Annotated in this window: 9 protein-coding genes; 5 read left to right on the top strand and 4 right to left on the bottom strand. The window is 65.4% G+C overall.

Features of this window, described 5'->3' with window-relative positions:
- The first annotated feature begins 8 nt into the window (after window positions 1–8).
- Window positions 9–1448, top strand: coding sequence for a biotin carboxylase (locus tag ACQPYH_RS25170; RefSeq protein WP_432875959.1), 1440 nt, complete (start codon window positions 9–11; stop codon window positions 1446–1448).
- Between the two features lie 15 nt (window positions 1449–1463).
- Here ACQPYH_RS25170 and ACQPYH_RS25165 read toward each other — a convergent pair whose 3' ends face one another.
- The 3 genes from ACQPYH_RS25165 to ACQPYH_RS25155 form a co-directional block, all read right to left on the bottom strand.
- Window positions 1464–1799 (bottom strand): hypothetical protein, encoded by a 336-nt coding sequence (locus ACQPYH_RS25165; protein ID WP_432875957.1) that lies wholly within the window; start codon window positions 1797–1799, stop codon window positions 1464–1466.
- A gap of 71 nt (window positions 1800–1870) precedes the next feature.
- Window positions 1871–2095, bottom strand: a complete 225-nt coding sequence (gene infA / locus ACQPYH_RS25160) for a translation initiation factor IF-1 (RefSeq protein WP_130447465.1) — start codon at window positions 2093–2095, stop codon at window positions 1871–1873.
- Between the two features lie 2 nt (window positions 2096–2097).
- Window positions 2098–2859, bottom strand: coding sequence for a GNAT family N-acetyltransferase (locus ACQPYH_RS25155; RefSeq protein ID WP_432875953.1), 762 nt, complete (start codon window positions 2857–2859; stop codon window positions 2098–2100).
- 236 nt (window positions 2860–3095) lie between these two features.
- Between ACQPYH_RS25155 and ACQPYH_RS25150 the strand changes: the two genes are divergently transcribed.
- The 3 genes from ACQPYH_RS25150 (at window position 3096) to ACQPYH_RS25140 (ending at window position 11923) form a co-directional block, all read left to right on the top strand.
- Window positions 3096–6521, top strand: a complete 3426-nt coding sequence (locus ACQPYH_RS25150; protein ID WP_432875950.1) for an error-prone DNA polymerase — start codon at window positions 3096–3098, stop codon at window positions 6519–6521.
- Window positions 6522–6869: 348 nt separating this feature from the next.
- On the top strand, window positions 6870–7370 hold the full coding sequence (locus ACQPYH_RS25145; RefSeq protein WP_432875947.1) for a hypothetical protein: 501 nt from the start codon (window positions 6870–6872) through the stop codon (window positions 7368–7370).
- A 1154-nt stretch (window positions 7371–8524) separates the two neighbouring features.
- A complete protein-coding gene (locus ACQPYH_RS25140) occupies window positions 8525–11923 on the top strand; it encodes an NB-ARC domain-containing protein (protein ID WP_432875944.1) in 3399 nt (1132 codons plus the stop codon).
- Between the two features lie 153 nt (window positions 11924–12076).
- Here ACQPYH_RS25140 and ACQPYH_RS25135 read toward each other — a convergent pair whose 3' ends face one another.
- Window positions 12077–12613, bottom strand: coding sequence for a hypothetical protein (locus ACQPYH_RS25135; RefSeq protein ID WP_432875941.1), 537 nt, complete (start codon window positions 12611–12613; stop codon window positions 12077–12079).
- 73 nt (window positions 12614–12686) lie between these two features.
- On the opposite strand from ACQPYH_RS25135, the gene ACQPYH_RS25130 reads away from it, so the two are divergent.
- A complete protein-coding gene (locus ACQPYH_RS25130) occupies window positions 12687–13127 on the top strand; it encodes an SRPBCC family protein (RefSeq protein WP_432875938.1) in 441 nt (146 codons plus the stop codon).
- The last annotated feature ends 4 nt before the right edge of the window (window positions 13128–13131 follow it).

Here is a 13131-nt window from a genome sequence, read left to right as displayed (position 1 = left end):
GGAGGGCGATGAACCAGAAGCTGAACGGGATCGCCGAGATCCGCACGTTCTTCCGGACCAACACCCAGCCGATCTACTTCTTCGGGCCGACCGCGTTCAACCTGCTCGGTATCGACCGGTGGGTGCGGAACTTCCAGTACGTCGTCTACTACGACTCCTGGGACGGCGCGCATCCGCGGGTGTTCGCGCCGAAGGAACGGCCGTACGTCGAGTTCGAGTCCGGCGAGGAGATCAACAACTACCTGCTCCGCGATCCGGAGGTACAGGCGTATCTGCGCAAGCGCGGCGGGACGCCGATGATCGTGATGGTGTTCTTCGACTCCGAGACCGAGGACATCTGCCGTGAGCTCGGCTATCAGTTGATCCTGCCGTCGGACGAACTGCGGCGGCGGCTCGACTCGAAGATCGTCACCACCCAGCTCGGCAACGAGGCCGGCGCGCCGTCGGTGCCGAACGTGATCGGCACGGCGTCGTCATGGAAGGAGCTGAAGGAGCTCGCCGAGTCGGCGGGGCTCGGCCGTGACCTCGTCGTCCAGACGCCGTACGGCGACTCCGGCAAGACGACGTTCTTCCTGGCCCGCAAGAAGGACTGGGAGAAGCATGCCGCCGACATCATCGGCGAGCAGCTGAAGGTGATGAAGCGGATCGACAACAAGGCCGCCGCGGTCGAGGCCTGCATCACCCGGCACGGCACGATCGTCGGGCCGTTCATGACCGACCTCACAGGCTACCCGGAGCTCACGCCGTACAAGGGCGGCTGGTGCGGGAACGACCTGTTCCCCGAGGCGCTGACTGTGGAGCAGCGGGCGCTCGCGATCGAGCACGTGCAACGGCTGGGGGATCGGCTCGCGGTCGAGGGGTACCTCGGCTTCCTCGAGATCGACGTACTGGTGGACCTGGCCACCGACGAGGTCTACCTGGGGGAGCTGAACCCGCGGATCTCGGGCGCGTCGTCGATGACGAACGTGACTGCCGGGGCGTACGCCGATGTGCCGCTGTTCCTGTTCCATCTACTCGAGTTCATGGACGCGGACTACACGATCGACGTCGCGGAGATCAACGAGCGCTGGCGCGACCTGGCCGCGGTCGACGTGTGGGCGCAGCTGATCATGAAGGAACCGACCGACCGGGTCGAGCGGATCATCGAGGCGCCGCGCACCGGCACCTGGCACCTGACCGAGGACGGCGGCCTGGTATTCGCGGGTGCGGCCAACGACTGGCACGACGTCACGCATGAGGACGAGGCGTTCTACCTGCGCGTGTACGGGCCGGGCGACTATCGGTTCAAGGGCGCCGACCTCGGCATCTTGGTGACCAAAGGCCGGATGCAGACGCCGGACGGTCTGACGAACCGGAGCCGGCACTACATCAACGGGATCCGCGGGCACTACCTGTCCGAACCGCTGCCGGAGGCACCGACGGTGACGCCGATCAGCTACGTGAAGTAGCCGGGCTATAGCGGTCTATAGCGGGCGCAGGTCGGTGCCCGGGACCCAGGTGATGTGACCGTCCTTGTCCCGGACCCGACCCAGCCACTGGCCGTTGTCGTTGATCCAGACGTCCAGCTCGCCGGTTGCCCAGGCGGCACGCTGAACCGGCTGCGCCGGGTCCACGTGCCGGACCTTGTCGGCGGCACGTGGACCGTGGGCGTCGTACTGGACGTCGAGATCGGAGGCTAACTCGTAGGCCTTCTCCTCATCATTGATCCCTGTCGCACGCCACCCGTTGACCGCACCGTCCCAGACGCCGAACCCGTTGGATCCGTCGTCGGCCGGGCGAACCGTAAACCGACCAAGCATGTTTTCAGATTAGCGCTTGATCGAACATATGTTCTAGTCTTGATGTCGACGGGAGGTGTGTGAGATGGGTGTCAGTTCCGGTAGCGGAAGATGATCCGGCCTCGGTCGAGGTCATAGGGGCTGAGTTCTACGAGGACGCGGTCCTCGAGGACGATCTTGATGTAGTTCTTGCGGATCTTGCCGCTGATGTGCGCCAGGACCTTGTGGCCGTTGGTGAGTTCGACCCGGAAGTTGGCGTTGCGGAGGCACTCGACGACGGTGCCCTCGACCTCGATGCCGCCTGCTGTTCTAGGCATGATCAGACCCTTCCCGGCCGGCTGATGAGTTCCAGACTGCCGCCTGTGCGTTTGGCGCCGAGCCTGTCGAACAGCGCCAGCGCGGCCGTGTTGGTCTCGTCGACCTCCGCCGTGGCCGCTTCGAAGCCGGCCTGATGCAGCCCGCTGAGGGTTTGGGTCAGCAGGGCGCGGGCGATGCCGTGCCGCCGCTCAGTGGTCAGTACTGCGACCAGCCCGATACGCGGACGCCGGGTCATCGTCGCCACGCGGACCAGTCCGACGTACCGACCGTCCCGCACCGCGACCATGTACTTCGACGGGTCGAGCGGTCTCGTGCCGCCCTGCCAGGGCAGCACCTCCGCGGGCATCGTCTGCCAGCCGACGGTCGCCTCGATCTCCGCGCGGATTGCGCGGTCCAGCTCGCGCAGCGGAGCCTCGGATGCGGTCGTGATGACCACTCCGGACGGCGCGTCCACCGGCGTGAGCTCAGTGGGTACGACGAACTCCGACTCGCGACGTTCGCGGGTGAATCCGGCGCGTTCCCAGTTGGCGGTGAGATCGCGGTCGGTCTCGTCGACCACGGTGTACTGCGGTGCCTCCTGATCGGCCAGATCGGCCAGCATTGCGGCGGCGAGCCGGTCGAAGACCGCGTCGCGCCAGGTGTCGATGCTCAGGAACGTCCTGCCGTCGAGCCGCCGTGCAGCGTGTCCGCGGCCGACGACCAGATCGTTCTCGATCGCGTGCCACTGATTCTCTGCGACACGCGAGAGCGTCAAAGTGTTCATAGGTGTTTCCCTTCGGGAGCCTGTCGTGGCGCTCCCGGCTGACACCTATGTCAGTCGCCCGCCCGTGACCACGACAGGGGGAGCACCCATTGCTCTGCAGCGTTCATGGGGGCATCACCTCCGGGTGTGGTGTCACGGACCACGGCAAAGTATCAATCCGCTCATCCCGTCTGCCACTCATTTTGCGTGCTGTCGAACATATGTTCTAGTCTTGTTCCCGACGGGAGGTGGGTGCGATGGGCTACAACAATCCGCCGATCAAGTGGTCGGAGCTGGAGCGCAAGCTGTCGGACCGCTCCCGCCCGGGCAGCCACGGCGGCCGGCCGGTGACGGGCGACGGCGGTGACAGCCCGGCGTGGTCACAGCATCGCGGGCCGTATGTCCCCGACGCCGTGCACCGCCCCGAGCACGCCGTGCCGTATGCCGAGCTCCACGCCCACTCGAACTTCTCCTTCCTGGACGGCGCATCCCAGCCGGAGGATCTGATCGAGGCCGCGGTCCGCCAGGGGCTGCATGCGCTGGCGCTGACCGATCACGACGGGTTCTACGGCGCCGCGCGGTTCGCCGAGGCCGCAGCGGCGTACTCGATGCCGACTGTTTTCGGTGCCGAGCTGTCGCTGGGTTTGACCGGCCCGCAGAACGGCGTGGCCGACCCCGAGGGCAGTCACCTGCTGGTGCTGGCGGAGGGGCAGGACGGCTATCACACGCTGGCCGGCGCGATCACCGAGGCGCAACTGGCCGGAGGGGAGAAAGGAAAGCCGGTCTATGTGCTGGAGGAGCTGGCTGATGTTGGCCGCAACCATTGGCTGATCCTCACCGGCTGCCGTAAAGGCTTGGTCCGGCAGGCGTTGGAGCTCGGTGGGCACGCCGACGGTCCGGCCGCCGCGGGGCGTGAGCTGGATCGACTGACCGGGCTGTTCGGCAAGGACCGCGTGGTTGTCGAGCTGATCGACCACCACCTGCCCGCGGACACCCTGCGGAACCGGATCCTGGCCGATCTGGCCGCCGACCGCGGCCTTCCGGTAGTTGCCACCAACAACGTTCACTACGCGACCCCGGCGAAGCACAAGCTGGCGGCGGCGCTGGCCGCGGTGCGGGCCAGGCGCGACCTGGACTCGATGGACGGCTGGCTGCCGCCGAGCGGGATGGCGTTCCTGCGTTCGGGGGAGGAGATGGCGGTTCGCTTCCGGCGGTACGACGGGGCAGTGGGGCGCTCGGTGACGCTGGCCGACCAGCTCGCGTTCGACCTCGCGAGGGCGAAGCCGAAGCTGCCGCTGCGCGACGTACCTGATGGTCATGATCCGATGTCGTGGCTGCGGGAGCTGACGTTCGCCGGCGCCGCGAGGCGGTACGGGACTCGTGCGCAGCGGCCGGATGCCTATGAGCGGTTGGAGCGGGAGCTCGACGTCATCGAGGAGAAGGGCTTCCCGGGGTACTTCCTGATCGTCGAGGACATCGTCCGGTTCGCGCACGACAACGGGATCCTCTGCCAGGGCCGCGGCTCGGCGGCGAACTCGGCGGTCTGCTACGCGCTCGGCATCACCGCGGTGGACAGCATCCTCTACAACCTGCCGTTCGAGCGGTTCCTGGCCACCACCCGGGCCGAGGAGCCGGATATCGACGTCGACTTCGACTCCGGCCGGCGGGAGGAGGTGATCCAGCACGTCTACGAGAAGTACGGCCGGCACAACGCCGCCCAGGTGGCGAACGTGATCTCCTACCGCCCGAAGTCCGCCGTCCGCGACATGGCGAAGGCACTGGGGTACTCCGTCGGTCAGCAGGACGCATGGTCGAAACAGGTGGACGGCTGGAGTCCGGAGATCACCTCGACCGAGCACGACATCCCGCCGCAGGTGGTGGCGATGGCGACCGAGCTGCTGAAGTTCCCGCGGCACCTCGGGATCCACTCCGGCGGGATGGTGCTGACCGAGCGCCCGGTCGGCGAGGTGGTGCCGATCGAGCACGCCCGGATGGAGAAACGGACCGTCCTGCAGTGGGACAAGGACGACTGCGCATGGATGGGGCTGGTGAAGTTCGACCTGCTCGGCCTCGGCATGCTGGCCGCACTGCAGTACTGCCTGGACATGGTCCGTGAGCAGATCGGCGAGTCGTGGGAGCTGCATACGATCCCGCGGGAGGAGGCCGGTGTCTATGACCAGCTGTGCCGGGCGGACTCGGTCGGCGTGTTCCAGGTCGAGTCCCGCGCACAGATGGCGACGCTGCCGCGACTGAAACCGCGACGGTTCTACGATCTCGTCACCGAGATCGCGCTGATCCGCCCCGGCCCGATCCAGGGCGGCGCCGTCCACCCGTACATCCGCCGCCGTACCGGGGAGGAGCCGATCACCTACCTGCACCCAAAGCTGCGACCGGTGCTGGAGCGGACGATGGGCGTGCCGCTGTTCCAGGAGCAGCTGATGCAGATGGCGATGGCGGTCGGCGAGATCGACGGCGACGAGGCCGACCTGCTCCGCCGGGCGATGGGTTCCAAACGCGGCATCGAGAAGATCTCGTCCCTGAAGGACAAGCTGTACGCCGGGATGGCGGGCAACGGGATCTCCGGCGACCTGGCCGACGAGATCTACGAGAAGATCGAAGCGTTCGCGAACTTCGGGTTCGCCGAATCGCACTCGATCAGCTTCGCGTTGCTCGTCTACTCCAGCACCTGGCTGCGGTTGCACTACCCGGCCGCGTTCCTGGCCGCGCTGCTACGGGCCCAGCCGATGGGGTTCTACTCGCCACAGTCCCTGGTGGCCGACGCCCGCCGCCACGGTGTCGAAGTACGCCGTCCGCACCTGCATCTCTCGGGCGTCGACGCGGGGCTCGAGTTCCTGGCCGACGGGCAGGAGCGCACCGGTCCGACCGGGTCGCCGGACTGTCTGGCGGACCCGCAGCCGTTGGTGGGTCCGTTCGATCCGAAGGCGCCGTTCGACAACGCCGCGCATCGCCGGGACGGTGTGTTCGCGGTCCGGCTCGGGTTGTCCGAAGTACGCACGGTGGGGGAGAAGGGCGCGAAGCTGATCGTCGAGGAGCGGGAGCGGGGCGGGCCGTTCACCGAGATGGCCGACCTGGTCCGGCGTACCGGGATCACCGCGGCCCAGGTCGAGGCGCTCGCGACAGCCGGCGCGTTCGACTGCTTCGGACTCGACCGGCGGCAGGCATTGTGGGAAGCAGGCCGCGCAGCCGAGGAGCGCCCCGGCCAGTTGGCCGGCATCACCGCGGCCGGTCCGCCGCCGACGCTGCCCGGCATGAGCGACATCGAGGCCGACATGGCCGACCTGTGGTCCACCTCGATCACCACCACCAGCCACCCGATGGAGCGCGTCCGCGAAAGACTCCGCGCCGAAGGCATCCTGTCCGCCGCCCAACTCCGCGAAGCCCCCAACGGCACGCGCGTCCGGGTAGCCGGCGTCGTCACCCACCGCCAACGCCCAGCCACCGCCTCCGGCGTCACCTTCATGAACCTCGAGGACGAGACCGGCATGGCCAACATCGTCATCACCGTAGGCTGCTGGCACCACCACGCCGCCGTAGCCCGCAACGCCGCCGCCCTCATCATCCGAGGCCGCGTAGAACGCGCCGGCGAAGTAACCAACCTCTCCGCCGAACACCTAGAACGCCTCCCCCTAGCCGCCCGCACCAAATCCCGAGACTTCCGCTAACCAACACCACCGCCCACCCACGAAAGGACACCGCTTCGCGGCGGCTGTCTTATTGGCCGCCTTCGGCGGCGCGCAGAGCGTTGCCCGCGGGGGCGGGTTCGGCGGGGGCAGCTGCAATTGGTGGCCCGAACGGGGACGCTTCGCGGACGAGCTGTAATCACGAGATCTATGGGCGCAGATACATGGGTCGCCCGAACATCAGCACGTGCTGGCCTTGAGCTCGACTGCAAAGAGGGAATGCTCACCTTGCCCGCTGAAGTCGGTGAGGTTGGAGTGCCAGGCGCTCTTGCGTGTGGACCGCGACACGCGAGCGCCGGAGGGCCAGCAGCCAACCAACTACACTCTGTGATGACGCGACCGGGGGTGATGCGGGTGGCGAAGAAGAAGGGGCGGCCCACAAAGGTCGGCGACCTGATCGTGCTCAGTTGTGTTGGCGTGGTCACCTACTACAGCTACCCACCCAAGCAGAACCTGCTCGCATGGATCTTCGGCGTACCGGCCGTCTTGATGTTCTGGTTCTTGTTCCTCATGCCGACTAAGTGCGACTACATGACTCAGCGGCTCAAGCCCTGTGATCGCAGCGTCCGCGGGAAGGCCCGTGGTTGCCGGGACCATGGCCGGTGGAAGCGGGACGCGATCTTCGCAACAGTCGGTAGGCGGAATCCGGGGCAACGGTTTCGAATGATGTGGTCCGCGCCTGCCACCTCACCCATGCCGGTACCGGCGCGCCCGCCCCGCGACAAGGCCAGCCGGGAAGCGAATGCCACCCGCGGTGCCTACAACCTGGTGATGCTGATCGCCACCGTCGTCAGCGCAATCGCCGCCGTCGTAGCACTCGTGCCACGTTGAGGCTTCCGCGGAACTGAGATTCTGGCGAGCGATATAGCGCTGGACCACAACTGCAGGCAACTACATCGAAGGCGTACGCACTGTTGGGTCTTCGGCCAACGTTCACGCCATTCCTACCGTTCGCTGGACGTCTGGCCGCAGACCGGTCAGGCGCAGCGTCCTGAAGGTCGGTTGGTCTGCTTCCGGTTCGCTGGTAGTTGTGGGGCTTCGTGTTTGGCCTTACTCCGACCTTCGACAGGCCGCTGTGGCTCTTCATCCGGTCCAAGCGTTGGCGGTCGACAGACCTACTGGGAGCCGGGTTTGCCTACCACCGCAGCGCCACGGGATCCGGCGAGCCCCAGACGCGCAATTTGGAAGTGACATACTCAATTCTGCATGGCCGGGTAAACGTGCGCACCGTCCGTGTTCCAGGCGAGGACATTAGGAGCCGACTGCAATGTTCGGGGCACATGTCCGGCCGCGAAGATATGTCGGCATCTGACCTTGAAGGACCTCGGATTCGCCTGAGCAGTTAACCTCGTAATTGTTCGACTAATTTTGAATCCTGTGGATCACACGATGGGCTATCTCGCGCCTGATGTTTCGCGGCTTGCTGCCTGCGGGCTTAATGATGCTGAGCCGGTCACAGGTGACGCCCCGACGACGAACGGCTGAGCCGTCATATCGTCCGGGTTGATGCCATGCCGGACGCTTCGGTCGGTTGCATGCTTCCAACCAAAGCAATGGTTTGAGCGCCCAGCGGTCGATGTGTGATGTATGGTGTCCGCAGCCATCGATGTCGATCCGGTCGACATGACTGGACAAATCGGTAGGTTGGCCGGAAATCGTCCGGATGCGATGGACGTGGCACTCCAAGGACCATTTCTTGGCACCAATCCATCAGTCGCTGCGGCATCTTTCCCGTGGCGGGCATCTGACGAGACTTCGCGCGTTTGACGTCTTCACGGGTCTGTCTGTATGAGGTTAGATAGGTGGTCTTCGTGAGAGGGGGCAAGGTGCGGAGGTGGCGCCTTCTGTTGCTTGCGATTGCCGGCGGTGTCGTAGCTGCGGCCGGGACCGTACTGGCGGTTGCGGTGAATGTGGCAACTGGAGGTGCAGCTGATCGGTTTCCCTTGATACAGCGGAGTCCTTGGTGGTGGTCGTTCGGTGCGACGGTGGCGGTAGCGGCCGCCGGCCTGCTGATGTGGTGGGCGCAGCGGTCGTACGAGCGTCACCTCGCGCAGCTGGTCCCGGCGACACAGCGGCCCGAGCCGTGGGTGATCGACCGGCCGGTCGAGTTGTCGAAGATCGTCCAGGCACTGCGGACGCGTGGTCCTGCGACAGTGGGGATCACGACAGCTGTCCACGGAGCTGGGGGTTTCGGCAAGACCACCATCGCTCGGTTGGTGCGCTCAGATCGTAGGACCCTTCGCCGGTTCGGCGGACGGGTGTACTGGGTGACGCTTGGTCGGGATGCGCGCCGCGGTGCATTGGTGGAGAAAGTCAACGACTTGGTGCGCAGAGTCGATCCAGAGCGAGGACAGCCTTTCACCGACGTGCGGCAGGCTGCAGAGCATCTGGCCGCAGTCCTGGCCGTCGGTCCTCGTCGGCTCGTGATCCTCGACGATGTCTGGTTCAGCGATCAGCTGGAAGCATTCCCTGTCGCTGGTCGATGCGCGCGTCTGGTGACCACTCGGATTCATTCGCTGGTGTCGAGTGAGGCGATCCCGATTGAGGTCGATCAGATGTCCTCGCAGCAAGCCCGCATGGTACTTACGGCGGATCTCACCATGTCTCCACCACCGGGGGTGGTCGACGAACTGTTGGTGGAAATTGGCCGTTGGCCGCTGCTGCTCCGTTTGGTGAACAAAATCATGGTCGATCAGACGAAGTCGTCCACCGATATCACCACTGTATCTCAGGATTTATTGCATCAGCTGCGACGCTACGGAATGCTGCAGGTGGACGAGCTGACCGGTGCAGCCTCCCAGCAATTGGATATCTCGGATCCTGATCAGCGCAACAACGCGGTAGCTGCGACGATCCAGGCGAGCACGGGTCTGCTGACTAGAGACGAGTATGCCCGCTTCAGTGAACTCGCGGTCTTTGTGGAAGACGAAACCATACCCGTGTCTCTGACGATCACGCTATGGCGCCGTACCGGAAGGTTGAGCCCCGCCGCCAGCAGAGCTCTCTGCGCTCGACTTGCTGACCTGGCCCTGCTGACGCTGACTCCGACCAGCGATGGCGGTGTCATCAGTTTGCATGACGTTGTCCGTGACCATCTCAACGACGATCTCGGGGCAGCGACGGTCGTCCGGATGCAGCGCATGTTCATTGATGCTCTTGCGACGGAGCTACCGCTAGCAGATTCACCCGAGTGGGGCCGCGCAACCCACGAACAGGTAGTGGCTTGGTGGCGCCTGCCCCACACGGCTCGATATCTGCGCGAGCATCTAGTTGAGCATCTTCTCGCAGCCGATCTGCGATCGGAGGCTGAGACTGTCGCCGCGGATCTGCGCTGGGTGGCATCGCGGCTAGAGAACAGCGGACCGATTGGCCCGTACTCCGACCTCGCCAGGATCGACAGCCCGCGGTGTGCTCGTCTCGCCCGGCTCGTCAGGCAAATCGGGCACTTGCTGAAGGCAACTGATCCGCCGCGCTCACTCATTGACATCTTGTACAGCCGTGTCAGCGACGATGTTGACTGGGGGCCACAAGCTGCGCTCCTCGGCAGCATGCGAAAGTACCCATCACTCACCAACACCTGGCATCTACCCGACGTTCCTGATCCCGCGCTGCGCCTCAGTCTCTCTGGACACGAGGGTTCAGTCCGCGCGGTAGCTATCTCGTCGGACGGCGCGTGGCTGGTCACGGCCGGCAGCGATCGAACACTGCGGATCTGGGATGCCGCCACAGGCGAACTACGCAACGTGCTAAGCGGTGGCGAGTATGAAGCTTTGGCGCTGGCGATCTCGCCGGACGGAAGATGGCTGGCCACCGCCGACAGCGACGGAGGGGTGCGGATGTGGGATGCGACCACTGGCGGGCACATGTGGTCGTTGGTCGGTCCCGAACACGAGGCATTCACGGTGGTGATTTCGCCGGATGGCGACTGGCTGGCAACGGCCGGCAGAGACGGGACCGTGCGGATCTGGGATGTGTCCACCGGCGAACTGAGGAAACGCCTGTCCGAGCACGGCGGCACACTGTTGTCGATGGCGGTCTCTCCGGACGGCACCTGGCTCGTGACGGCTGATAGCGATGAGACGGTGCAGCTGTGGGATACGTCCACCGGCGAGCGGAAGAACCGCCTGGTTGGTCACAGACACCGCGCTTTCGCGATGGCGATCTCTCCGGACGGGACCTGGCTGGCCACCGGCGACAGTGACGAGGTTGTGCGGACTTGGGACGCGTCAACTGGTGAGTTGAGAAGAGAGTTGGGTGGTCACGACCGTGATGTACTCCTGGTGGCCATTTCGCCAGACGGCACTTGGCTAGCTTCGGCCGGGAGAGATCCAACTGTACGAATCTGGGATGCTGCCACCGGCGAATTGAAGACCCAGCTGACCGGCCACGCAGACCGATTGTTGTCGATGGCTGTCTCACCAGACGGCATCTGGCTTGCCGCCGCAGGCGCCGATTCGATCGTGCGGATCTGGGACAGCACCGCAGTGGACAATCGCAGGCTACCAACTGGCCGTGAAGACGCATTGGTGGCGTTAGCTGTGGCACCGGACGGCAGCTGGGTGGCAGGTAGCAGCCTCGATTCGAGGCTACGCATCTGGGATACCGCCGACGGCCAGTTGCGGCCGAGCCTGGCAGGACATGTCGGGCCGGCGCAGGCTTTGGTTGTAACTCCAGACGGAAGCTGGCTAGCAGGCGCAGGTTTCGATCTGACGATACGGCTACGGAGAATCGGCCCAAGCCTGCTATTTCCGCTGCTACTGACAGGCCACAAAGGTGAGGTTCACGCTATGGCGGTGTCGCCGGACGGCACTTGGTTGGCAACCGCAGGTAGCGATCCGACTGTCATGATCTGGAACCTTGACCCTGACCTCAGGCAGATCCGCCGTCGACTCGTCGGTCACAAACGCTCCGTGTTCGCGGTAGCGGTGTCGCCGGACGGCACGCGGCTGGCAACCGCGGGGAGCGACCCGATGGTCGTGATCTGGAGTGTCGACACTGGCGCGGTGGAGCGGCAGCTGGCCGGTCACCGAAGCGACGTCCTCGCGGTTACGGCGTCGCCGGACGGCAGTTGGCTGGCTACGGCCGACGCCGATGGGGCAGTACTGATCTGGGAGTTTGCGACCGGCATGAACCGGCTGCGGTTGAACGCTCACGATGGTCCGATTCGCGCGGTCGCAGCGTCTCCGGACAGCTTGTTGCTGGCCACCGTGGGCGATGACCGAACGCTACGGATCTGGAGCCTACGCAGTGGTACTTGCCTGTCCATGATGAGAGTCGAGGAGCGATTGAAAGCCTGCCTCTGGCAACCATCGGCTTCCGCCGTCATTGTTGCTGGCGACGGAGGGCTCTATCGATTCCAGTTCGAACTTGGAACCTCCGTCTGACGGTGCCCATCACCAGCTGGCATGGACCTCGTGCTCCGTGCGGAGCCGCCCGCAACCTGGCGAGAGGCGCCTGGAGCACACCTTTCACTTCGCTCAGGGTGAGTTCGTGCTGCCGATGCTGACCAGCGTTCTGCGGGTCCGGCGGGTGTGACTTCAGGGGCGGGGTTGGCGGTTGAAGATGCGGCGGAGGCGGTTCAGGGCCTGATCGGTGAACAGGCCGGTGAGTGCGCCGGTCAGGACCAGGACGGCAACGCCGGCGCTGGAGGTCGATTCGTCGCCGATGCTGATGAGGCCGGTGTTGACGGCGATCACCGAGACGGAGGCGAGCAGCGCTGACCAGAGCGGGCGCATGATGTACCACGCGACCTGGTGATTCGAGCCGGTCGTGCGCGCGAACGTCATGCTCTGCTGGATGACGCTGCCGACCGCACCCGCCGCGGCCCCGACGATGAGCAGGCTCATGTTCAGCGTGATCGAGAAGTCGACCGGCCAATGAACCGACCGGCTCGCGACCTGGTGCGGCCCGACGGCTTCCTGCGCTGCGACCAGGTGTTCCGCCAGCCCGTACGCCGCGATGAGACACGGCAGCGCGATGACAGCCTGGGCGATGTTGATCGTGACGATCAGACGACGGTGAGAACGCCGTACGGTCCTGGTCCGCCTCCGACGTGGTTCGACTGTGTTGCTCATGACAAGTTCCTCCCCCTTAATCAGACGGAGTCATCGACAACCCGCCGCGATACATGAGAAGTACAGTGCGAAGGTGGCTGTCGATGTGGTGACGGAGATCGTGATCGGGCGACCGGTGGACGTGGTGGCGACGTACGTCGGGGATCCGTCCAACGCGCCGGAGTGGTACGCGAACATCGAGTCGGTGGACTGGCAGACCGAGCCGCCGGTCGAGGTCGGATCGCGGATGGACTTCGTGGCGCACTTCCTGGGCCGGCGGCTCGCCTACACGTACGAGGTCGCCGAACTGGTTCCGGGCCGCCGCCTCGTGATGCGTACGGCTCAAGGGCCGTTCCCGATGGAGACCAGCTATGAGTGGTCGGAGGCAGGCGACGGCGCGACGCGGATGACGCTGCGGAATCGCGGGGAGCCGAAGGGATTCGCCGGGGTCGCGGCGCCGTTGATGGCAGCGTCCATGCGGCGGGCGAACACCAAGGACCTCGCCCGCCTGAAGCAGCTACTCGAAACGCGCTGAGGTC

It is taken from the genome of Kribbella sp. CA-245084 (assembly GCF_050942355.1).
GTDB lineage: Bacteria > Actinomycetota > Actinomycetes > Propionibacteriales > Kribbellaceae > Kribbella.
This window is presented reverse-complemented; position numbering and strand designations above follow the sequence as displayed.